Annotated in this window: 20 protein-coding genes; 1 reads left to right on the top strand and 19 read right to left on the bottom strand. The window is 42.1% G+C overall.

The features are described from left to right. Positions 1-18: 18 nt before the first annotated feature. The 8 genes from rsmB to BK583_RS08670 all read right to left on the bottom strand — a co-directional run bounded on the left by rsmB (position 19) and on the right by BK583_RS08670 (position 10,072). A complete protein-coding gene (rsmB, locus tag BK583_RS08705) occupies positions 19-1,371 on the bottom strand; it encodes a 16S rRNA (cytosine(967)-C(5))-methyltransferase RsmB (protein WP_055735846.1) in 1,353 nt (450 codons plus the stop codon). Then, on the bottom strand, positions 1,358-2,278 hold the full coding sequence (gene fmt / locus BK583_RS08700; RefSeq protein ID WP_038485779.1) for a methionyl-tRNA formyltransferase: 921 nt from the start codon (positions 2,276-2,278) through the stop codon (positions 1,358-1,360). Before fmt ends, rsmB begins: the two co-directional genes overlap by 14 nt. Before the next feature lie 32 nt (positions 2,279-2,310). Continuing rightward, on the bottom strand, positions 2,311-4,713 hold the full coding sequence (gene priA / locus BK583_RS08695) for a primosomal protein N' (RefSeq protein WP_055735845.1): 2,403 nt from the start codon (positions 4,711-4,713) through the stop codon (positions 2,311-2,313). Beyond that, positions 4,710-5,918: a bifunctional phosphopantothenoylcysteine decarboxylase/phosphopantothenate--cysteine ligase CoaBC gene (gene coaBC / locus BK583_RS08690; RefSeq protein WP_055735844.1), complete on the bottom strand. Its 1,209-nt coding sequence runs from the start codon at positions 5,916-5,918 to the stop codon at positions 4,710-4,712. The genes priA and coaBC overlap by 4 nt, the downstream gene beginning before the upstream one ends. 99 nt (positions 5,919-6,017) lie before the next feature. After that, positions 6,018-6,245: a DNA-directed RNA polymerase subunit omega gene (gene rpoZ / locus BK583_RS08685; protein WP_038480880.1), complete on the bottom strand. Its 228-nt coding sequence runs from the start codon at positions 6,243-6,245 to the stop codon at positions 6,018-6,020. Next, entirely contained in the window at positions 6,245-6,856 is a 612-nt protein-coding gene (gene gmk, locus BK583_RS08680) for a guanylate kinase (RefSeq protein ID WP_055735871.1), read from the bottom strand. The genes rpoZ and gmk overlap by 1 nt, the downstream gene beginning before the upstream one ends. Before the next feature lie 22 nt (positions 6,857-6,878). Next, entirely contained in the window at positions 6,879-7,142 is a 264-nt protein-coding gene (remA, locus tag BK583_RS08675) for an extracellular matrix/biofilm regulator RemA (RefSeq protein WP_035395155.1), read from the bottom strand. Between the two features lie 212 nt (positions 7,143-7,354). Further along, entirely contained in the window at positions 7,355-10,072 is a 2,718-nt protein-coding gene (locus tag BK583_RS08670; RefSeq protein WP_055735843.1) for a cation-translocating P-type ATPase, read from the bottom strand. A gap of 143 nt (positions 10,073-10,215) precedes the next feature. Here BK583_RS08670 and BK583_RS08665 point away from each other — a divergent pair, with 143 nt between their 5' ends. Further along, positions 10,216-11,922: an Rqc2 family fibronectin-binding protein gene (locus BK583_RS08665; RefSeq protein WP_055735842.1), complete on the top strand. Its 1,707-nt coding sequence runs from the start codon at positions 10,216-10,218 to the stop codon at positions 11,920-11,922. Between the two features lie 98 nt (positions 11,923-12,020). Here the strand turns inward: BK583_RS08665 and BK583_RS08660 are convergent, their stop codons facing one another. From BK583_RS08660 to pyrR, 11 genes are all read right to left on the bottom strand, one after another. After that, positions 12,021-12,665 carry a class I SAM-dependent methyltransferase gene (locus BK583_RS08660; RefSeq protein WP_078440094.1) on the bottom strand — a complete coding sequence of 215 codons (645 nt, stop codon included), beginning with the start codon at positions 12,663-12,665 and terminating at the stop codon, positions 12,021-12,023. Between the two features lie 32 nt (positions 12,666-12,697). Then, positions 12,698-13,333 (bottom strand): orotate phosphoribosyltransferase, encoded by a 636-nt coding sequence (gene pyrE, locus BK583_RS08655; protein WP_055735841.1) that lies wholly within the window; start codon positions 13,331-13,333, stop codon positions 12,698-12,700. Next, positions 13,330-14,049, bottom strand: a complete 720-nt coding sequence (gene pyrF, locus BK583_RS08650; RefSeq protein ID WP_038480897.1) for an orotidine-5'-phosphate decarboxylase — start codon at positions 14,047-14,049, stop codon at positions 13,330-13,332. The genes pyrE and pyrF overlap by 4 nt, the downstream gene beginning before the upstream one ends. Continuing rightward, entirely contained in the window at positions 14,022-14,960 is a 939-nt protein-coding gene (locus BK583_RS08645) for a dihydroorotate dehydrogenase (RefSeq protein WP_055735840.1), read from the bottom strand. The genes pyrF and BK583_RS08645 overlap by 28 nt, the downstream gene beginning before the upstream one ends. Continuing rightward, positions 14,961-15,740 (bottom strand): dihydroorotate dehydrogenase electron transfer subunit, encoded by a 780-nt coding sequence (locus BK583_RS08640; RefSeq protein WP_055735839.1) that lies wholly within the window; start codon positions 15,738-15,740, stop codon positions 14,961-14,963. 63 nt (positions 15,741-15,803) lie between these two features. Continuing rightward, positions 15,804-18,992: a carbamoyl-phosphate synthase large subunit gene (gene carB, locus BK583_RS08635; protein WP_055735838.1), complete on the bottom strand. Its 3,189-nt coding sequence runs from the start codon at positions 18,990-18,992 to the stop codon at positions 15,804-15,806. Positions 18,993-19,015: 23 nt separating this feature from the next. After that, entirely contained in the window at positions 19,016-20,101 is a 1,086-nt protein-coding gene (locus tag BK583_RS08630) for a carbamoyl phosphate synthase small subunit (RefSeq protein WP_055735837.1), read from the bottom strand. Continuing rightward, entirely contained in the window at positions 20,094-21,371 is a 1,278-nt protein-coding gene (gene pyrC, locus BK583_RS08625) for a dihydroorotase (RefSeq protein ID WP_055735836.1), read from the bottom strand. The genes BK583_RS08630 and pyrC overlap by 8 nt, the downstream gene beginning before the upstream one ends. Positions 21,372-21,403: 32 nt before the next feature. Continuing rightward, positions 21,404-22,309: an aspartate carbamoyltransferase catalytic subunit gene (locus BK583_RS08620; RefSeq protein WP_055735835.1), complete on the bottom strand. Its 906-nt coding sequence runs from the start codon at positions 22,307-22,309 to the stop codon at positions 21,404-21,406. Between the two features lie 16 nt (positions 22,310-22,325). Then, the gene (locus tag BK583_RS08615; protein WP_038480913.1) at positions 22,326-23,639 is read right to left on the bottom strand and encodes a solute carrier family 23 protein; all 1,314 of its coding nucleotides are present in this window, start codon (positions 23,637-23,639) and stop codon (positions 22,326-22,328) included. A gap of 141 nt (positions 23,640-23,780) precedes the next feature. Beyond that, positions 23,781-24,311 carry a bifunctional pyr operon transcriptional regulator/uracil phosphoribosyltransferase PyrR gene (gene pyrR / locus BK583_RS08610; RefSeq protein WP_038480916.1) on the bottom strand — a complete coding sequence of 177 codons (531 nt, stop codon included), beginning with the start codon at positions 24,309-24,311 and terminating at the stop codon, positions 23,781-23,783. Positions 24,312-24,424 lie beyond the last annotated feature (113 nt).

Here is a 24,424-nt window from a genome sequence, read left to right as displayed (position 1 = left end):
CTTATCCTTGTACAATGATTACACGCGCTTTAAAGCAACCATAAAGAATCCATCTGTCTGAAAATCTTGCGGAAGAATGGTTAAACCGTATTGACCAAAACGACCCCTCTCTCTTACTTGCTTCGGTAAACGGTCAAACGCCGCCTCATCAACAACAAAAGGATGATTTGAAAGAAACGCTTCAACAACACGTTCATTCTCTTCACGGTCAACCGTGCACGTACTATACACAAGGGTACCAGTAGGCTGCACAAATTGGCTGGCGTTTGCTAAAATAAGCTGTTGTGTATGTGTAATGCGATTAATATCTTCTTCAGTTTTTGACCATCGAATGTCTGGTTTACGGCGAATAACACCTAATCCGGTACAAGGTGCATCAACAAGAACCCGGTTATAAGAATGGTCTATTCGATCTGTTAACTTTTTGGCATCTTGTGTATCTGCCGTTACATTCGGTAACTGTAAACGCGTCACCTGTTCATGAATGAGTTTAATCTTTTGCTTATGTAAATCAAAAGACGTCACACTTCCTGTTCCATTTAACGTTTCTGCTAGGTGGGTCGTTTTCCCTCCAGGAGCAGCACATGTGTCTAGTACATCCATATCTTCTTCAGCACCCACAAGTAGGCCAACAAGCATAGAAGCTTCATCTTGAGCTGTAAAATAGCCGTTCTGATAAGCGGCTGTTGAGAATGGATTGCCTTTTTTTACGATAACAGCAAGATCAGGCAGGAGCACTGAAGGAACGACTTCCACCCCTTCCTCATCTAACTTACGAATGACTTGTTCCACTGTCGCTTTCATTCGATTTACTCGCAGACTCGTTTCAGGTGGCTCGTTGTTTATGAACGCCATTGCTCTTGCCTCATCATAGCTATACTGTTCTATCCACTTTTTTAATAGCCATTCAGGATGGCTTGTTTCAATGGCTAAGCGAGCCACTTCATCTTTTATGGCACTAAACGTTGGAAGGCCTTCGCGTTGAATGGAGCGCAATACACCATTTACAAGTCCACTTATTCCTTTATGTCCTCGTTTATTGGCAATGGTCACTGCTTCATGAACGATGGCCCGGTCTGGAATACGGTCTAAATAAACCATTTGGTAAACAGAAAGACGCAGTAACACATCAACCCACAACTCTCGCTTCTTCTTGCTTTTCGTTAAAAATGGCGCTAAGTAATAATCGAGTGTTAACCGTCTTGCAACCGTTCCATAAACAAGTTCTGTTAATAAACCTGTATCTTGATGGCTTAGTCCTGCTTCTTTTAACGTATGATTAACGAGTAAATGGCTATAAGCTTGGTTCTTCTCGATCTTAACTAGCGCATCCATTGCGACTTCACGTACGGTTGCTTTATCCTTCGTCATGCTGTACTCCTAAATGATTTGAAATAGTAAATTGATGCGCAAGTAAGCTGGCATCAACTGCTTTTTTTCCTGCAAGCTGAACGTTTTGTAAACAAAGAATCGTTCCTTCTCCACTTGCCACATAGATGCCTTCTTTTGATGCGCGAATAATGACCCCTGGTTGTTCTGATGTTCGTTCATCCGTTGCCATAGCTGCCCACACTTTTAAACGTTTTCCATCCATCCACGTAAATGCACCTGGCCAAGGCCGCATGCCTCGAACTTGATTAGCTAGCTGCTGTGCGGTTTTGTCCCACTGTAACTCTTCTTGTTCACGACGAATGTTTGGCGCAAAGGTTGCTTCTTCATGCACTTGTGGAACAGGATTTGCTCGTTTTTCACGTAAGTCTTCTATTGTCGGGATGAGCAACTCAGCCCCTAACTGACTAAGTTTTGCATGCATCGTGCCTACATCATCTTGGTCATGAATGGGAATGGCTTTTTTGGAAATAACATCACCAGCGTCTAGTTTTTCTTCCATATACATAATTGAGATGCCCGTTTCCTTTTCTCCATCTATTATCGCTTGGTGTATAGGCGCTCCACCGCGGTATTTTGGAAGTAACGATGCATGAACATTAATACAGCCAAGCTCAGGTGCATCAAGTAGGGCTCTCGGTACAATTTGACCATAGGCGGCTGTAACAATGAGATCTGGTTTTAAGGCTACAATGTCTGCATAGTCGTCACGAATTTTTTCTGGTTGTAATACCTGAATGCCGTGCTTTTCCGCCTCTACTTTTACAGGGCTTGGTGTAAGCACACGCTTTCGTCCAACTGGACGGTCAGGCTGTGTAATAACTGCTATAACCGTATAATGGTCAAGTAATGTTTTTAAAATCGGGACTGAAAAATCCGGGGTCCCCATAAAAATAATGTTCACATTCGTCACTCCTGTCCTTACATAAAAAAGTACGGATGGACATCCATACTAATTGATAACCGTTTCGTTGTCGTATCCCGTTGATAATGGTTTAATACGGTTTCTAATGTCTCATATAATTTCGGCTCATGTTTATATTTTATCACGCATTGATAGCGATATCTATCTTTGATACGGGCAATTGGCGAGACAACAGGGCCAAGAACGACCGTATCCTTGCTTAGGCTACGTTTTAAGTATTCCGCTATTTTCCCGGATGTTTTTATTACTATGGCTAAATCTTGATCAGAGATCGTAAGAAGAGCCATATAATAATAAGGGGGATAGCCACCTTGCTTACGTATTCTCATTTCACTTGCGAAAAATTGCTCGTAGTCGTGTTGCTTTACAAGTTGAATGCTGTAATGCTCTGGGGTGTATGATTGAACAATCACTTCTCCTGTTAATTCTGCCCGTCCTGCTCGTCCTGCAACTTGTTCTAACACTTGAAATGTCCGCTCTGCACTTCGAAAATCTGGAATATGGAGCATTGAATCTGCAGCAAGGACACCGACTAACGTGATGTTTGGAAAATCAAGCCCTTTTGCAATCATTTGTGTACCAAGTAAAATATCGCCTTTGCCTTGTCCAAATGCATCGAGTAATGCCTTATGAGAGCCTTTCTTTCTTGTTGTGTCGACATCCATTCGAATAACGGTCGCCTCTGGGAAATGTTTATACAGCTCTTCTTCGACTTTTTGTGTACCTGAGCCGAAGAATCGAATGTGTTCACTTCCACACTCCGAGCATGTTGTTGGCATTGGTTTTTCATCGCCGCAATAATGACATTTTAACGAATGCCCTTTTCGATGGTAGGTGTATGAGATATCACAATAATCACATGATGCCACATAGCCACAATCTCTACACATAACAAATGTTGAATAACCACGTCGATTTAAAAATAGCACCGATTGTTCTTTTCGATCCAACCGGTCTCGGATGCCTTGAAGCAACGCTCTAGAGAACATTGAACGATTACCATTGCGAAGCTCCTCACGCATATCCACAATTTCTACTTCAGGCATCGGCCGTGCATTTACTCGTTCTTGCAACGAAACCAACGTATAGTTGCCTTTCTTTGCACGAGCGAACGATTCAATTGATGGGGTCGCACTTCCTAATATGACTGGCGCTCGATGGATCTCTCCACGGTATTTCGCAACATCTCTTGTATGGTAACGTGGTGCTTCTTCTTGCTTATAACTTGATTCATGCTCTTCATCAACAATAAGTAAACCGAGGTTTGTAAATGGTGCAAATACAGCGGAACGAGCTCCTACAACAACACTGACTTCTTTTCTATGAATTTTCCGCCACTCGTCATATTTCTCCCCATTGGACAAACCAGAATGCATAATGGCTACTAAATTGCCGAAACGAGCTTTAAAACGATTCACCATTTGTGGAGTAAGCGAAATTTCAGGAACAAGCATAATAGCTTCTTGCCCTTTTTCCAGTACTTTAGCAATTGCTTGTAAATAGATTTCCGTTTTTCCACTTCCTGTGACACCGTGCAGTAGAATCGTTTCATATCGGTCTTCCTCAATGGGACGTGAAATCATGTGAAGTGCTTCTTGTTGCTGTGGCGTTAATAAAAGCGGCTCTGATTTGTTAAACGTCTCATTGCTTGTCGGATCCCGGTACACTTCTTGTGCCCACTCACGAACCAACCCTTTGTCAAGTAATGCGTTTAGCGTCGCACGACTCGTTTTCGTTTCGCTCATCGCTTGCTGTGATGGGAAAGGCTGCTTTTTTTTCTTCAAGTATTGAATCAATTCAAACTGCTTCTTCGCTTTTCGCTGAACGGATTCAAGCTCTGCGTCAGATACATCACTAACCGTAACAACTCGTTCTGTTTTCATTTTCGTATGCGCTTTTGTTGCATATTCAATTTCAACAAGACCCGCTTCTATAGCCTTTTTCATTGTAAGAAGATGACTTGGTTCCCCTTTTTTTAACGCATCCCAATCCAATTGATTCCCATTACCAAATAAGATACGTACCTGTTCTGGCAGCTCCGTTTTTTCAACCCTTACTTGAATTTTTTTAGAGACTTTTGTCTTTAATGCCGCTGGTAGCATCGCTTGAAAAGCAGTAACTTGAAAACAAATCGTTGCCTTTGCTAACCACTTGCCAAGGGCTAGCAATTCATCACTCAGCACCGGCACAGGATCCAGTACTTCAATGATGGCTTTCATATTTTTCACGTCACTTGTATCAGTTCGCTCCATAACAAAGCCTTGGATTTTACGCGGTCCAAAAGGTACGACAACCCGAATACCTGGCTGAACAAGCATATCCCATTCGTTTGGAACTTTATAATCAAAGAGTCGATCTGTTTGTGCGGTAGGTACGTCTACAATAATACGCGCAATCACAAGACATCGCTTCTTTTCATATAGGCTTCAATTTCATCAAAAATATGAAGAGCCACATCTTTCTTTGATGCAAGTGGGTAACGTTTCTCATAGTGATCTTTTGCATAAACAGTCACGATATTTGTATCATGATCAAACCCTGCGCCTTCCGTTGTAATATTATTCGCAACAATGAGGTCTAGGTTTTTTCGTTCAAGCTTGTCTTTTGCGTAGAATTCAACGTCTTGCGATTCAGCTGCAAATCCAACAAGCACTTGGCTTTGCTTTAACTCACCTAAACGCTTTAACGTGTCACGGGTTTTCTTTAGCGGTAAAGACCATTGATCTGTTTGTTTCTTACGCTTTTGATTTTCGACAATTTCAGGAGCATAATCTGCTACTGCAGCAGACTTCACAACAATATCAACGTCATTAAATCGCTTTGTCACTTCTTCATAGAGGTCTTCAGCTGATTGTATCGGCACAACATCTACACCGCTAGGAGGCTTTAAGCCTGTTGGACCCGTTACAAGCGTTACATGAGCCCCACGGTTTCTCGCTTCTGTAGCAAGGGCATAGCCTGTCTTGCCAGAAGAATAGTTCGACAAATACCGAACAGGATCGATTTTTTCCCGAGTTGGCCCTGCTGTAATCAACACCCGCTTTCCGGTAAATACAGTTTGATCTAAGCACATCAGTTGAACGAGTTCCAATAAGTCTTCTGGCTCTGCCATTCGACCTTTGCCGACCCATCCACAGGCTAAATAGCCAGCATTGGGTTCAATCACTTGAAAGCCGTACGCTTTTAATTGCTGTAAATTTCGTTGTGTGGCTGGATGGTCATACATATTAACGTTCATAGCCGGGGCAAACACAACAGGTGCTTTCGTTGCTAATAACATCGTCGTTAACATATTATCGGCAAGTCCATTTGCTACCTTTGCCACTGTGTTTGCGCTAGCAGGCGCAACAAGGACAAGGTCGGCTTGATCTGCAAGATCGATATGTGCAATTTTTGTTGAATCAGGCTCATAAAATGTATCTGTATAGACTTCGTTTCTAGACAGTGCTTGAAATGTCGTAGGGGCAATAAATTGCTTTGCAGAGTCAGTCATCACGACATAAACATTTGCCCCAGCTTGTGTGAGTTTGCTAACTAATGCCGCGCTTTTAAAAGCAGCAATTCCTCCACTTACTCCAATAACGATCGTTTTATTTTTAAACACTTTGGTCACCTCGCATAAAAAAAGCTGTCTCCTCTACTAATCACTTACTTTACAAAAGAAGTGCTTTTTAGTCTACGAAGACAGCTTGCTATTTAGTATTTACTCTTTATTGTCCATTTCGTCTTGTGACGGAACGCGATGGGTTAAACGATCTTGCACAATTTCCTCTAAAGCTAATCCAACGAATTTATACGATTTCGGTTGAGTTGCTAGAGGTACTCGACTAGCTACTTCTTTCATTTCTCGAGCACGTCTTGAAGAGACGGTCACAAGTGAGTATTTTGAATCGAGTTTTTCTAATAAGCTATCAATGGATGGATAAAGCATTATTTCTTCACCTCAACTAATTCTTGGTATTTTAATCGCTCACGACGACAGTGTTCAGCTGTAACAATTGCTTTAATACGCTCGACAGCAAGCTCCACTTCATCATTTTCGACAACGTAGTCATACATGCGCATTAAATCAATTTCCTCTTTCGCCACATGCATCCGTTCATTAATAATATCTTCTGTTTCTGTACCTCGACCAACGATGCGATCCCGTAGTTCCTTTAAGCTTGGAGGAGCTAAGAAAATAAAGACACCTTCAGGGAATGCTTTGCGAACCTTTTGTGCTCCTTGAACTTCGATCTCTAAAATAATGTCTCTACCTGCATCAATCGTTTCTCTCACATAATCGATGGGCGTTCCATAAAAATTACCTACATATTCTGCCCATTCAAGCAACGCGTCATTTTGAATCATTTCTTTAAACTCTTCTCTTGATTTAAAGAAATAGTTGACTCCATGTTCCTCTCCAGCTCTTGGCTTTCTCGTTGTCGCAGAAACAGAGTATTCAATCGCTGTATCTTGATTCCGAAGAGCGCCACAAACCGTCCCTTTGCCAACACCAGCTGGACCTGATAGAACGATTAATAGCCCCTTTTCTCGCTTCATCAAAATGGTTTACCTCCCGCTTTTAAGCCTCGTCAGCTTCTTCGTCTTTCGTATGTAATCGTTGAGCAACCGTTTCTGGTTGAACCGCACTTAAGATTACATGGTCAGAATCTGTCACAATGACAGCCCGAGTTCTTCTTCCGTATGTCGCATCAATTAACATATTCCGTTCTCGAGCTTCCTGCATAATGCGCTTGATTGGTGCCGATTCTGGACTGACAATCGAAATAATTCGATTTGCGGAGACAATATTGCCGAAGCCAATGTTGATTAATTTAATGGTCATTCTTCAATCCTCCATAAAAGTAAACGAGCTGCTATTCTATCACTCATTATACCAAATCTCTCTATTGTTATACGGGTAAATATCCGAGAAACTCGTACAAGATTCATGTAAGTACTAATTTTACCTTATTTCGCATGTGCCGTAAAGATCACGAAAAAGGCTGCCTGCCAAAAGAGTTATACGAAAACCTCTTGGAGCAACCTTCGCTATCATTATTGAGCTGTACGTACGTCTTGCTTTTTAAACAATTGAAACCCACCGAGAACAACGGTTGGTATAGCGGCCATACCCATAACGAGTAACCACTCTTGTAAACCTAGAGGGACAGTATGGAAAATGGGTTGAAGCTGAGGTACATAAATAACCGCAATCATGAGAAGAACTGAGATGAATACAGCTCCTACTAAGTATTTGTTTTCAAATAAATTTCTGTGATAGATGGAGTATTCGCTGCGGCAATCAAACACATGTATTAATTGCGCCATCACGAGTGTTAAAAAGGCAACAGTTTGCGCTAAAATAAGTTGTTCAGGATTATTGTTGTACGTAAGTGCAAAAGCCGCGATTGTTACAACACCAATCATAATGCCCCGGCTAATAATTTTCCAACCAAGCCCACGTGCAAAGACACTTTCATTTTGTTTTCGAGGCTTCCGTTTCATAACATCTCCTTCAGCCTGATCCATACCTAATGCAATCGCTGGCAAACCATCTGTTACGAGATTGATCCATAGTATTTGTATCGCTACTAGTGGCAGTGGCATGCCTAATATCATGGCAAATAACATCACTAAAATTTCGCCGACATTAGATGCTAACATGTAGCGAATAAACTTACGAATATTTTCGTAAATATTACGCCCTTCCTTAATCGCTTCTTTAATTGTTAAGAAATTATCATCGGCTAACACTAATTCAGACGCTTCTTTTGCAACATCTGTACCGGTGATTCCCATCGCAATTCCGATATTGGCGGCTTTTATAGCCGGTGCATCGTTTACGCCGTCCCCTGTCATTGCTACAATATGATCACGTTTTTGGAGAGCTTGAACGATCTTTAATTTATGTTCTGGCGATACTCTAGCATAAACGTAAATATCTTCTACCCTATTTTCAAGTTCTTCGACAGAAAGTGTATCAAGGGTCTTCCCATCGATGACAAGACCCCCTTCTGGCAAGATGGTTAGTTCTTTTGCTATCGCTGCTGCTGTTATCTTATGATCTCCAGTAATCATAATCGTTTTAATCCCGGCTTCACGACACTCTTGGATGGCTTGCTTTGCTTCTTCTCGTGGAGGATCGATCATACCTTGAATACCAATAAGGGTTAGATTCGACTCTGCTTCTGTCGTTGTTTTGCACGTTTCGCCTACCTTTAAAGGACGATACGCAATGGCAATCGTTCGTAGCGCTTTACTTGCCATACTATCAACGATAGCATTCACTTGCTTTCGCTCTGTCCCTGTTAAGATGTCATCTAACGTCCCTTTCTGAATACGTTCGCAATGAGCAAGAACAACGTCTGGTGCCCCTTTTGTAATAACATACGATTGCCCCTGCTTATCCTTTACAACAACTGTCATCATCTTTCTTCCCGAATCAAAGGGAAACTCTTGAATTCGATTAAATTGCCCTTGCAAACCTTCTTGTGAATAACCTGCTTTTAAAGCAGATAAAAGGAGTGCACCCTCAGTTGGATCCCCATCTAACACAAGTGTTGTCTTCTTTTTGCGTTTTTCACGCACTTCCTTTTCTACAAGCGTTGCATTATTACAAAGCACTCCATAGCTTAATAGACGACTTACGGTCGGTTTTTTATTGGGTACTACGATCAATTCTTTGTCTTTAAACTGCCCTTCTGTTTCAAAACCATTTCCGGTAACAGTGACGTGTTCACTAGCTGTCCAAAGCTCTTTTACTGTCATTTTATTTTGTGTAAGTGTACCAGTTTTATCTGAACAAATAACAGAAGCGCACCCTAGTGTCTCAACAGCAGGAAGCTTTCGAACGATACCTCGTCGCTTGATCATTCGCTGCACTCCTAGAGCTAATGCAACCGTCACAATAGCAGGTAATCCTTCCGGAATAGCTGCGACAGCCAACGACACCCCTGAAATAAACATCGTTTGCACATCGTGACCTTGTATAACACCAATGCCAACAACAAGAGCTGTTAGCAATAGCGCAACAGCGATTAACGTCTTTCCAAGTTGCTCTAAGCGTCGCTGCAATGGTGTAACAACATTCGTTGTACCTTGAAGAAGGTGAGCAATTTTTCCCATCTCTGTTTTCATTCCTGTAGCAACTACAATGCCTGTTCCACTACCTTGGGTAACCATTGTCCCCATGAAAGCCATATTTTCTTGATCTCCTAGTGAGACGTCTGTATATTCGATAGCATGCTCATGCTTATGAGTTGGAACAGACTCACCGGTTAGAGAAGCTTCATCAATTCGTAAACCGGATACAGATATTAACCGAAGATCAGCTCCAACACGATCTCCAGCACTAACTTTCACATAATCTCCAGGTACAATTTCGCTGGATAGCACTTTCACCCATTCACGATTTCGCAAAACAGTCATTTGCGGTGCCGACAGTTCTTTTAAAGCATCTAGTGACTTTTCTGCTTTTCGTTCTTGCACAAAACCTAGAATTGCATTCAGGAAGACAATACCCATAATTGTCACAGCATCAAGCATTTCGCCTATTAATCCAGATATTAACGTTGCGGCGAGTAATACGAGAACCATAAAGTCTTTAAATTGCGCCAAAAAGGTTGCCAAAGCAGACGCCTTTTCGGCTTCTTTAAGCTTGTTCAATCCATACGTACTGATTCGCTTCTTCACATTCTTATCCGTTAGCCCTTCTGACAAGCTTGCATTGGTTTTATGCTCCACTTCTTCATGCTTCATGTTATACCATTTCATGAATACACCTCACACATCTACATCCATCCTTTGTCCTCATAAACTGTACATGCTATACTTACAAGCCATCTTATTCAGCAAGTCCGAAAAACATGCTATACTTTATCAAGGAAACGAGTTGTAGAAAGTAAAGAGGTGATCACATGTCTTATGATGGCATGATGACAAGAGCTATCACATATGAACTTCAACACTTAATAGGTGGGCGAATATCAAAAATTCACCAACCATTTAAAACAGAATTAATCATGACGATACGAGCAAAAGGAAAGAATCACTCATTGCTCGCTTCTGCCAATGCTCAATTCGCACGTCTTCATGTAACAACTGAAAAATATGACAACCCAAGTGAACCACCAATGTTTTGTATGCTACTACGTAAGCATCTTGAAGGTGGCTTTATTCGTTCGATTAGTCAAGACGGCTTTGATCGCGTCATCCGAATGGCTATCGCAAATAAAGATGAACTTGGCGACCAAACAGAACGCATATTGATCTTTGAAATTATGGGACGTCATAGCAATATCATTCTTACCAACCCCCACTCAGAAACGATTTTAGATAGTATAAAACACGTTCGTTTTGACCAGAGTAGCTATCGAACGGTGGGACCTGGACAAGTCTATAAAGCCCCTCCCGCCCAAGATAAAGTAAATCCATTTCAAGCGGATGCATCTGATGTTGTAAAACACCTTGACTTTAATGCTGGTAAAATGGACAAACAACTGGTATCAGCATTTGCAGGTGTCTCTCCATTACTCGCTAAAGAAATTGTCCATCGGTCAGGCTTTGCAAACAAACAAACGGTACCACATTCGTTTGTTACGATTATGGAACAGATTCAAAATCATCAGTACACATTCACCTTGCGAAAAGGTGCAAAAGAGACTTTTTCTTACCTTTCTCTTCATCATGCAGAAGGAGAAGAACGAGTGTTTCCGACTGCTAGCGAGCTACTGGATGCGTATTACTACGGCAAAGCTGAGCGAGATCGGGTGAAACAGCAGGCTCATGATTTAGAGCGACTGTTGAAAAATGAATACCAAAAAAATATTCGTAAACAAAAAAAACTTGAGCAAACATTAACCCAAGCAGAAGAAGCGACTCAGTTTCAAAAAATGGGTGAACTGCTTACAGCGAATATTTTTGCGATTAAGCGTGGAATGACTGAAATCGAAGTTGTTGATTATTACGATGAGGCAGGCGGAACGATTATCATTGAGCTTGACCCACAGAAAACCCCTTCTGAAAATGCTCAATGGTATTTTAAAAAATACCAGAAAGCCAAAACCGCTCGATTAGAAGTTGTTGATCAGCTAACAAAAACAGAACAAGAATTAGCGTATTTAGAATCCCTTATTCAACAAATGGACTCTGCTTCTCCACGAGATGTTGAGGAAATTCGTGAGGAATTAATGGAAGAGGGCTATGTTAAAAAGCGTCAGCAACAAGGGAAAAAGAAAAAAAAGCAAGCAGCTAACCCAACTCTTGAACGGTATCAATCTTCAACAGGAATTGAATTTCTTGTTGGCAAAAATAACCGTCAAAATGACTATCTTACGAATCGACTGGCTCGCCAAAACGAGATTTGGCTGCATACAAAAGAGATTCCAGGCTCACATGTTGTTGTTCGAGATATGAATCCTGACGAGATAACGCTAAAAGAAGCCGCTCTTATCGCTGCTTTTTTCTCTAAAGCACGGGATTCAAGCTCCGTCCCAGTTGATTATACGAAAATTCGCTACGTAAAAAAACCAAGTGGCGCTAAACCTGGTTATGTCACATACGATAACCAAACAACCCTTTTCGTCACACCAGATGAAGACATTGTGAAACAATTGAAGCTGTAATAAAAACTCATCTGAGGCATAACAACATCATGCACAAAAAAACATAAGAGCGCAAACGACTTCTGATTACTCGTCGTTTGCGCTCTTTTTATTCGTTTTTAATAAGCTTTTGTCAATAGGCCGAGCCCGTCAAGCACCGGTTCATGATCAATGGTGAAATAACCAGCTTCTTTTAACAATTGTGTTAACTGGTGTTCACTTTTGCGATGACGTCGCTCCGATACCGTTGCCCATTTTATAAGAAAGGCGGTTTCCTTTTCCGAAAATTGATGAGTGCTTGCATATGTATTTGCCGCTGCTATTGACATATGAGGAGCAGGATTTAATAAAAAAAGATTGCCACCAGGAGTCGTTGCTTTTCTTAGCTCATGGAGCCCTGTCTCAATAGAAGGTAGTAAAAATAGCGCACACGTTGAAAATACAAGATCATAAGTAGTGCCATTTAAAGGTAAATTCATGGCATCACCTTCAACTGCTTTTGCCTTATTCTCCATGTTAGCTTCTTTAAACAATTCATTTGCTTTCTTAACCATTTCCCTGGAAATATCTATGCCGGTTAACAATTTCGCTTCATGAGCGCCTCTAAGCAGCAGTCGACCCGTTCCGCATCCTACGTCTAAAACCGTCTTGTCTTGCCACGTGCCTGAGAACGCTTTTAGCTGTTGGTGAATCGTTGAAAGCCATTTTGTAGAAACCATTTCATCAAAAAACTGAACCAATGGATCAAATTCGCTTCCTTCCATTTTTCTCACCAGGCTACACCGCCTTTACTTTATCATTGTACCACTAGCCACTCTTCGTTTTGAGGATTGTCCCGCCACAACTCAAGCTTACGTTGCTCTTGTTCCGATATGAATCCTCTTTGTTTTGCTTGTTCAATCAGCGTTTCGTACTCACTTAACACATGGTAAGGCAGGTTCGCTTCTTGAAACTGTACTTCTGCTGCTTGCAATTGGTACGAAAAGATTGCTGCAACAAAGCAAACGTCTCCTCCACTTTCACGCACTGCTTCAGCAGCAGCAATTGAGCTTCCACCTGTAGAAATTAAGTCTTCAATAATAATTACTTTGCTAGCGGCAGCTAAATGTCCTTCAATTTTATTTTTCTTTCCATGCCCTTTTGCACTTCCTCTTACGTAAATCATTGGTAAATTGAGTTCGTCTGCTACCCAAGCAGCGTGTGGAATGCCTGCTGTAGCGGTTCCTGCAATGACTTCAGCATCAGGAGCATATTTCATTATTAATTGCGCTAACCCTTTAGCAATGTCTTTACGCACATTAGGATAGGAAAGTGTCAAACGATTGTCGCAATAAATCGGTGATTTTATTCCTGAGCTCCAAGTAAAGGGTTCATTTGGCGATAATGTTACCGCCTTGATATCTAGTAAGTGATTGGCAATTTTTTGACTCATCGTAGAGCCACTCCCTTCCAGTCTGCATTCATTTCTTTGTATACATGTAACGGATCATTCACTGTTGTTAAACTTCTCCCGACAACAATCCCCCAACTTCCAAGTGCTCTTGCTTCTGCCGGTGTGACAACTCGAATTTGATCACCATGATGATCCGTATGTCGACGAATACCTGGTGTGACAGTTAGAAAGTCAGCCCCACAGCCTTTCTGGATCAAAGGAACTTCTTTAGCGGAACAAACAACCCCATCTAAACCAGCCTCTTTGGCAAGCTGGGCGTACGAACACACAACGCTTTCTAGTGAGCCCTCAATGTGCAGCTGTTGCTTGAGCATTTCTTCATTCGTGCTTGTTAGCTGTGTCACTGCAATCAGTTTCGGTCGTTCTTTTCCTGGTCTTGTACCCGCCTCTAATCCTTCAATGGCGGCTTCCATCATCACTTGACCTCCGGCAGCATGCACGTTCACCATTGAGATTTCCATTTCAGCTAACACACGCATCGTTCGGTTTACAGTATTAGGAATATCATGAAGCTTTAAATCAAGAAAGATCTCATGGCCAGCGTCTTTTAATTCCTCAATCACTTTTACCCCTTCTCGATAAAAAAGTTCCATCCCAACTTTTACGTCGATTTGCTCATCTTGAAAATGCTCTAAAAATTGGCGTCGTTTTCCTCTATGATTAAAGTCTAGTGCAATGAAGAGTGGGTTTTGCAATGTTTCCAGCTCCCTCCTATAATATCTGTCACTGTATTCATTTCCAACTCATCTAACCATTTTGGCAGTTCGTCAATGATTGTCGGGCATGTATATGGATCGACGAAATTTGCTGTTCCTACTGCTACACAGCTTGCACCCGCTAGTAAAAACTCAATTACATCTTGAGCCGATTGAATCCCGCCCATCCCAATAATCGGAATGTCTACTTGCTGACTGACTTGATGAATCATACGGAGGGCTACTGGTTTAATGGCTGGTCCAGACAAGCCACCATACGTATTAGCTAGAATCGGCTGTCGCGTTTTAACGTCAATTCGCATACCTAAAAGGGTATTAATCATTGATAGACCATCTGCACCTGCGTGCTCAACTGCTTTTGCCATAGCAACAATATCACTCACGTTCGGAGACAATTTTACATAAACAGGCACTTGAGAGACAGCTTTTACTTCTCTTGTTAATTCGGCTGCTGTTTCAGGTATAGTACCAAAAGCGATGCCACCCTGCTTTACATTTGGGCACGAAATATTCAGCTCAAGGGCATGGACATTCGTTTCTGCGGAAAGCTGTGCTGCTACTTCAATATAATCGGACATTGTAGACCCGGCAATATTAGCAAGAATCGGCACATCATAGTCGTTAAAACGTGGTAATTCCTTTTCAATTACGCCAGCTAAACCAGGATTTTGTAGTCCGATGGCATTTAGCATTCCAGCTTTTGTTTCCGCTACTCGAGGAGTAGGGTTTCCAAACCGTGGCTCTGGCGTTGTTGCTTTAATGGCAATGGCTCCTAACTCATTTAAATTAAAAAATTGCGCATATTCTTTACCAAATCCAAAGCAACCAGACGCAGGCATAACCGGGTTTTTCATTTTTAGCCCTGGTAAATCTACTCGTAAACGATCCATTTACAGCACAACCTCCCCTACTGGAAAAACAGGTCCATCGGTACAAATTTTTCTGTATTCGTATGCTTCACCCTTTTCAACTGCACACACACATGCAAAACAAGCGCCAATTCCACAACCCATTCGTTCTTCGAGTGAAATAAATGCTCGCTTCCCTCGATATCGCTCTGTTAGCACCTTTAACATTGGTGTTGGTCCACAAGAATAGAGAATATCAGACACTAGCTGTTTGTCATCAATTGCGTTCGTTACGAAACCCTTCATTCCATAAGAGCCGTCTACTGTCGTTACGTAGACGTCACCAAGTTCTCGAAAAGCATCTTCATAGAAAACGTCTTGTTTAGAGGCAAAACCGAGGACGGTTTTAACCGTTACGCCTTTTGCGACAAGTTGTTTAGCCAGATAATACAAAGGTGGCACACCAATACCACCACCAACTAATAGCGCAACATCGCCTGTTTTCGCTTCATTCACAGGAAACCCTTGTCCAAGTGGTCCCATTACATTTAATGATTTGCCTGTTTCATAGGTTGCTAGCCGTTTTGTTCCTGCACCACTAGCACGATAGATCATAGTCACTCGTTTTTTACTGAGATCGACATTTGCAATGCTGATTGGCCGACGTAAAAGCAAGTCTTCTGTTTCGTCAACTCGTACATGAAGAAATTGACCTGGTTCCTTCATCTGCCCAACTGTTGGTCCTTCAAGTACAAGTTCATAACTATCTTTTGCAACCTGTGTTTGGCTAACAACCGTTAGCTTGCCGTAACGATCTCTCATCTTTGTCACTCCTTCATGATTTCATGGAAAGAGTCACTTGCCTGAGGCAGTGACTCCCACGTTTTATACGGGTTGTGGCATACTTTCTGCAGCAAATGTAATGGATTCAAGTACGCTTAGTAGCGCTGCTGCTGTATCAATCGACGTAAGACAAACGACACCATTTTCAACTGATTCTCGTCGAATTCTAAAGCCATCTCTTGCTGGTTGTTTGCCTCTTGTTAGTGTATTGATTACAAACTGCGCCTCACCTTGGCGAATAAGATCAAGTAAATGTGGCTTTCCTTCGTTAATTTTATTAACGATTCGAGCCGGAATTCCTACTTGTTTGAGCTTTTCCGCAGTTCCTGAAGTTGCCATAATGCTAAAACCAATTTCATGAAAACGTTTAGCAATCTCAATGGATTCTTCTTTATCTTTATCCGCAATAGTAAACAACACAGAACCATGCGTTGGAATATTCATTCCTGATGCGACCAGACCTTTATAAAGCGCCTTTTCGAGGGTTCGATCACGTCCCATCACCTCTCCAGTTGACTTCATCTCAGGTCCAAGAGTAATGTCGACACGTCTTAATTTCGCAAATGAGAAGACTGGTACTTTCACTGATACTTCCTTCGCTTCAGGGTGATAGCCTGTACCATACCCTAGCGAAGCTAATGTCTCTCCTAACATGACCCGAGTTGCAATATTTGCCATAGGTACGCCGGTAATTTTACTTAAAAAGGGAACCGTACGGCTCGAACGCGGATTCACTTCTAATACATACACATCATCCTGGTGCCACACAAATTGAATGTTCAGTAAACCTATAATGTTTAGCCCACGAGCAATTTTTGTTGTCCGCTCAATGAGTCGTTCCTTTAAGTAATCAGGTACCGTTTGTGGAGGATAAACAGCGATAGAGTCCCCTGAGTGGACACCTGCTCTTTCAATGTGCTCCATAATCCCTGGGATATACACATCTTCTCCATCGGATATAGCATCAACCTCAAGTTCTTTCCCTGTTAGATAGCGGTCAATTAAAACTGGGTGCTTCGGGTTCACTTTAACAGCTGACTTCATGTACCGTAGCAATTCCTCTTCATGATAAACAATTTCCATTGCTCGACCACCCAGCACATAAGAAGGTCGAACCAGTACAGGATAGCCTATATCCGTTGCAATCACTACTGCGCCTTCCACCGATGTTGCCGTTTTACCAAGTGGTTGAGGAATGTCCAGCTGCATAAGGGTTTGTTCAAATTTATCTCGATTTTCAGCTCGATCCATATCGTCTAGTTGAGTTCCAATAATCGTCACGCCTCTTGCCGCTAAATCAGCAGCAAGATTAATTGCCGTTTGACCACCGAATTGCACTATAACCCCTTTCGGTTGTTCTAGCTGAATAACGTTCATGACATCTTCAATCGTTAATGGTTCAAAATAAAGCTTATCCGATGTTGAAAAGTCAGTTGACACCGTTTCCGGGTTATTGTTCATAATGATTGCTTCATAACCAGCTTCTTTGATCGCCCATACTGTATGCACCGTTGCGTAATCAAATTCAATACCTTGACCAATACGGATAGGACCTGAGCCTAACACCAAAATGCTTTCTTGTTCCGTCACAATCGACTCGTTTTCATGTTCGTAGGTGCTGTAAAAGTATGGCGTAGGCGAAGCAAACTCCGCCGCACACGTATCCACCATTTTATAGACAGGCTTTACCCCGGCTGCATCTCGTAACTCGTATACAGCTTGTTCTTCTGTTTTCCATGCTGAAGCGATAAAGGAATCTGAAAATCCTGCTCGCTTTATTTTTCTTAACACATTCTCATTTGTTCGTGCTTCTTCTAACTGCTCTTCCAAGTTGACAATTCGGGCTAGCTTTCTTAAGAACAACCGATCAATCTTAGTCGTTTCATAAATGTCTTCTATGGATATGCCTTTTCGAAGGAGTGCACCGATGGCAAACAAGCGCTCATCATCCGCTTTTGATACTTTTTGAAGTAATGCATCTGCTGTTTGCTCTTCTAACGTTGAATCAATGAGATGATCGTAGCCTGCCTCCAAAGAGCGAACCGCTTTTAAAAGCGATTCTTCAAGAGATCGCCCAATCGCCATCACTTCACCGGTTGCCTTCATTTGCGTTCCTAATGTTCGATTAGCGCTTTCGAATTTGTCAAACGGCCATCTTGGAATTTTGGAAACAACATAGTCAAGAGCAGGCTCAAAGCTGGCGTACGTTGTTTCAGTAACAGGATTTTTTAATTCATCGAGATGATAGCCAACTGCAATCTTAGCGGCAATTTTAGCAATTGGATAGCCTGTTGCTTTTGAAGCAAGGGCCGAAGAACGACTAACCCGTGGATTCACTTCAATAATATAGTACTGGTCGCTGTGAGCATCGAGGGCAAATTGCACATTACATCCACCTTCAATTCCAAGAGCTCGAATAATTGAGAGGGAAGAGTTACGCAACATTTGATAATCTCGATCTGATAACGTTTGGCTTGGAGCAAAGACGATTGAATCGCCTGTGTGTACGCCAACCGGATCAAAGTTTTCCATATTACAGACAACGATGGCCTCGTCTTGAGCGTCACGCATTACCTCATATTCCACTTCTTTAAACCCAGCTATACTTTTTTCTACAAGACACTGAGTTACCGGGCTATACTTTAAGCCACTCGCAACAATTTCTTGTAAATCTTCTTCATTGTAAGCAATTCCGCCACCTGTTCCCCCTAGGGTGTAGGCAGGTCGAATAATAACAGGGAAACCAATGTGCGCTACAAATTTTTCCGCTTCGGCTAATGTATGAACGATTTCACTTTCAGGTACAGGCTCGCCAAGTAAATTCATGAGCGCTCGGAATTGTTCACGATCTTCCGCTTGTTCTATTGCACTAAGTTTTGTGCCAAGCAATTCAATATCGTATTGTTCGAGTACACCTGCGTTTTTAAGTTCTAACGCCATATTAAGACCGGTTTGTCCTCCTAACGTTGGCAGGAGACCATCTGGACGCTCTTTGCGGATTATTCTCGTTACAAACTCTAATGTTAACGGCTCAATATAAACCTGATCTGCCATCGTAGTGTCTGTCATGATGGTAGCTGGATTAGAATTGATAAGAATAACTTCATACCCTTCTTCTTTTAATGCTTGACACGCTTGAGTGCCTGCATAATCAAATTCCGCTGCTTGACCAATAACAATCGGTCCTGAACCAATCACAAGAATCTTTTTTAAATCTGTACGCTTTGGCATATCAACACTCTCCCCTATCTCAATTAAACAAGTACGTTCGTTTTCGCTGTATTCATCATCCCTATAAATCGATCAAACAAATCGTTTGCATCGTGGGGTCCTGGATTTGCTTCCGGATGGTATTGAACACTAAACGCATCAGCGTAGCGATGTTTCAACCCTTCAACCGTTCCATCATTAACTGCTTCATGAGTTAACATAAGTTCAGTGCCTTCAATGGAATCTAAATCAACTGTATAGCCATGGTTTTGGGCTGTTATATCGATTCGTCCTGTCTCTATCTCTCTTACAGGGTGATTTGAACCACGATGACCAAATCGTAATTTACTCGTTGTCGCCCCACACGCTAAAGCAAGTAGTTGATGGCCTAAACAGATGCCAAAGAGAGGAACTTCTCCAATTAAGGATGCAACAGTTTGAATGGTTTCAGGGACATCTTCTGGATTGCCTGGTCCGTTTGAAACGAGCACGCCATCTACACCTAGACGTTTAATTTCTTGAGCTGTTGTATCATAAGGCACTACAACAACATCGCAGTGGCGTTCAATGAGCGATTGTAAAATACCGTGCTTCATACCACAATCAATTAAGGCAACCCGTTTTCCTTTTCCAGGAACATGATAAGCAGTATTAACAGACACTTGTGATACTTGGGTTGTTAATAGTGGCGAATCCTGCAACATTTTAACAACGTCTTCCACTTGAACGGATAACGAGCAAATGTAGCCTTTTACTGTTCCATGAGCACGTATTTTCCGTGTGAGCATTCGTGTATCAATTCCAGCTATTCCAGGTATGTTTTTGGCTACTAGTAAATCATGGAGAGATTCTTGCTCTCGGTAGTGACTTGGCTCGTGCTCAACTTCTCTTACAATGAGCGCAGCAATGGCTGGATTTAATGATTCAAAGTCATCTCGATTAATTCCGTAGTTTCCAATGAGTGGATACGTAAGCATCACCATTTGTCCACAGTAAGACGGATCGGAAAGAATTTCTTGATAGCCGGTCATTCCTGTATTAAAAACTACTTCTCCACTTATCTCGACATCAGCTCCGAAGCCTTCACCGATCAATACTGTTCCATCTTCCAAGATTAGTTGTTTATCCATTGATGATCCGCTCCTTTGTAAAAACCGCTTTTCCAGCTACATAGGTGGCTTGAGGTACACCTGTTACTTCCCAATGTGCAAATGGTGTATTTTTCCCTTTACTAAAGAACGTTTCAGGGTTAATGGTTTCTTTTGCCTGCAAATCAATAAGCGTAAAATCGGCAGGTGCCCCAACTGATAGTGAGCCGTAAGGAAGGTTAAACGTCTCCGCTGGTTTCACCGTTAACCAATTAAGTAGCTGAGTTAACGTGAACCGACCAGTTTTTACAAAATGGGTATACAAGAGTGGAAAAGCCGTTTCAAGTCCAACAATTCCAAAGGGTGCTCGGTCTATAGTTGATCGTTTCTCTTCTTCTGTATGTGGCGCATGATCCGTTGCAATAAAATCAATCGTTCCATCCAACAGTCCATTTATTAAGGCTTGCTGATCTTCCTTTGCCCGTAGTGGCGGATTCATTTTAAAGTTCGTATCTTGTCCTTCAATGTCATCTTCGCATAGTAAGAGATGATGGGGTGTTACTTCTGCCGTTACGCGAATGCCCGCTTTTTTTGCATCTCGAATTGTTCGCACAGATTCTTTCGTAGAAACGTGACAAACATGGTAGTGACAATCCGCCGCCTCTGCTAGTAGCACATCTCTAGCGATATGTACCGATTCACATACCGAGGGAATACCGTTCAAGCCTTCTCTTCTTGAATAGGACCCTTCATGCACGGAGCCGCTATTAATAAGGGAATTATCTTCACAATGGGCAACAACTGCCATATTAAGTTTAGCAGCTTCTTTCATCGCTTGAAGCATCATACCTGCTTCTTGTATACCGACACCATCGTCTGTGAAAGCGAACGCACCTGCTTCTTTTAACGCAGTAAAATCCGTTAATTCTTTCCCTAGTTGTCTTGTAGTAATGGAGGCATATGGTAAAACACGCACAAAAGCTTTTTCTTCTATACGGTTAACAAGATCCCTCATCGTTTCTTTTGTATCTGGCACTGGGCGTGTATTCGGCATAGCTGCAACCGTTGTGAATCCTCCACGAGCTGCGGCTTTTGTGCCTGTTTCAATCGTTTCCTTTTTCTCTCCACCAGGCTCTCGTAAGTGGATGTGTACATCGACAAATCCTGGGCTAATGAGACATTGACTTGCATCCACTTCTTCTGTGACGTCTGCTGTTTCTTCTACAAAATAGCCATCTTTTATATAAATGTCTTTTTGTTCCTTTTCTCCAGCTTGGTTTAGAATAAATCCGCCACTAATTTTTGTTGTCATCTCTCATCATCTCCCTTATTTGCTTCACATGTTTAACGATTAAATGCTCTTTTTAATACAGCCATTCGAATGGCAACACCGTTTGCACTTTGTTTATAGATTCTTGAACGTTCACATTCAACGAGTTGGCTATCAATTTCCACACCGCGATTCACGGGTGCTGGGTGCATAATAATACTATCCCGCTTCATTTTTCTTTCCCTATCCAGAGTTAAGCCATATTGACCGTGGTACGCTTCCTTAGAAAAAGAATCTCCACTTCCGTGTCGTTCATGTTGTACTCTTAATAACATCATGACATCTGAGCCTTTTACCGCTTCATCCATCGTGACATAACGGTAACGAGTCTGGAAGTCTCCCATCCATTCTGTTGGTCCTGCTACCGAAACCATGGCCCCTAACCGGCTTAAAATTTCTGCATTTGACCGTGCAACTCTACTATGATGTAAATCTCCAACAATGGTAACGTTTAGGCCGTCAAACTCACCGAACTCTTGCTTAATCGTTAACAAATCGAGAAGTGACTGTGTAGGATGATTCCCACATCCATCCCCTGCATTAATAATTGGAATGTCAATGTCTTTTAACTCTTCATAAAATTCATCCTTTGAATGGCGGATTACGACGGCGCTCGCTCCGATTGATTGTAATGTCCGAACCGTATCGTAAAGCGTCTCTCCTTTTTGGGTACTTGAAGACGCACGATCAAATTGCAAAATGTCGAATCCTAACTTCCGTTCAGCAACCTCAAAACTAAATCGAGTTCTTGTGCTAGGCTCGAAAAACAAATTAGCGACAAACGTTTGTTTTTTAGGGTGCCATGCTTCTCCAGCATGAAATTGTTCAGCTTGGTGAAGAAGCTCATATACCTCTTCAATTTGCAATTGAGACATTGTATAGAGGCTCTCATTATGAGAGCCGTATAATTGAACCGCCATTCTTGTCAGCCTCCTTTTATTCGCTCTTTATCCCTTCTTGTTCTTGAAACAGTGGTTGTGTTCCATAGCTTACTTTTTTGTTTGGCAAAATGGCATGTAAGAGTAAACCAATAATTGTTGCTAATGACATCCCGGCTAGTTCAAACGTATCTGAGAATTGAACGGTTGCTCCTCCAATCCCTACAACCAGTATGATCGAGGCAACGACCATGTTTCTCTTTTCACCCATATCTAGCTGATTGTCAACGAGCATTCTTATTCCTGCTGAAGCGATGATGCCGAACAGCATAATTGAAATTCCTCCCATAACGGCTTCTGGAATGGAACTAATCAGTGCGGCCACTTTACCGATAAAAGCAAAGGCGATGGCTAACACGGCTGCTCCTCCGATGACAAACACACTAAATACGCGCGTTATGGCAATGACGCCGACATTTTCACCGTATGTTGTATTCGGTGGTCCACCAATACTTGCGGCAATGATTGTAGCAAACCCATCTCCCATAACCGTTCGATGCATGCCTGGTTTTTGCAGAAAGTCTTTACCGGATATTTTGCTTAGAACCATAAGCTGACCTGTATGCTCTGCTAGTGTTACGAGGGCCACTGGCGCCATAATGGCTACGATTGCCCAATTTATTGAAGGTTCATACGTATAAAACGGTATGATTAACTCTGGTACGGCAAACCAATTTGCTTCTCGTATAGGTGTTAAATCAATTAATCCTTGGCTTAAGGCGAACAAATAACCAGCGATTAAGCCGAGTAAGATAGGGATTAAATTTAAAAATCCTTTAAAGTACATGGTTGCAATAACGGCTACCGCGAGGGTAATGCCTGCCGTAGTAATATGGATCAAGCTGTACTCATCTGTACCTGGTAAATACATGGCGTTACCAACTGCAGTTGTAGCTAAACTTAAACCGATGACCATAATGACTGGCCCAACAACAATTGGTGGTAAAACTTTCTTTATCCATCCTGTTCCAGCCGCTTTAATGACAAGGGCAACGATTCCGTAAATTAACCCTGCAAAGAAACTACCGATCATGGCTCCTTCTGTACCACCAATCGCTTGTGCCGATAGGATCGGAGCGATGAAGGCAAAAGATGAACCTAAGTATGCAGGTACCTGCCCTTTTGTAATAAGTAAGAAAGCGAGCGTTCCAAGTCCACTTGAGAGAAGGGCCGTGGCAGGGCTCATATCAATTAAAAATGGTACTAATACAGTTGCACCAAACATAGCGCATAAATGTTGCAAGCTAAACAGTAGCCATTGATCAGCTCTTGGTACTTCTTGAATTCCTAATCGCATGTTTTTATCGTTCATGTCGTTTCTCCTTTTTTCCCCTCGTACTCCATAGAAAAAGCCTCCTAGTATGTCTAGGAGGCGGCAAGAAAGAAGCACAAATCAACTACTTTGTGATCTTTTTCCTCTTGCCAGCCTCACAGGACCATTTTTAAAGAGGATCTATACAATTGTTACTTCATCGATTTCATCGACTTCTTTTAATTTCGCAGAGATTCGCTCTTGCTTTGACGTTGGCACGTTTTTCCCAACATAATCAGGACGAATGGGCAATTCCCGGTGTCCTCGATCAATTAATACAGCTAGTTGGATAAGTGACGGTCTCCCTAAATCAATTAACGCATCAAGAGCAGAACGAACTGTTCGCCCTGTATAAAGAACATCATCCACAAGAATGACCGTACGACCATTGATATCAACTGGAATATCCGTACCTTGTAATATCGGTTCGTGATCACTCGTTTTCGGTGTTAAATCATCTCGATAAAGGGTAATATCCACTTCACCAACAGGAACGTCTTGACCTTCAATTTCTTTAATTCGCTGAGCCAATCGATTGGCAAGATAAATGCCTCGTGTTTTTATTCCGACTAACACACAATTCTCCACGCCTTTGTTACGTTCAATCACTTCATGTGACATCCTTGTAATAGCCCGGCGCATTGCATCCTCATCAATAATCATTCTTGCCATCTAATTCCCTCCCTACGAAAAAATCCCTAGCTGTCCTTAAAGGAGCAGCTAGGGATTTAGACAGACGCATCCAAATTCACCGACTCCTTGCTAGCCTCACAGGACTATGCTTA

This window comes from Shouchella oshimensis (genome assembly GCF_002019765.1).
Lineage (GTDB): Bacteria > Bacillota > Bacilli > Bacillales > Bacillaceae_D > Shouchella > Shouchella oshimensis.
This window is presented reverse-complemented; position numbering and strand designations above follow the sequence as displayed.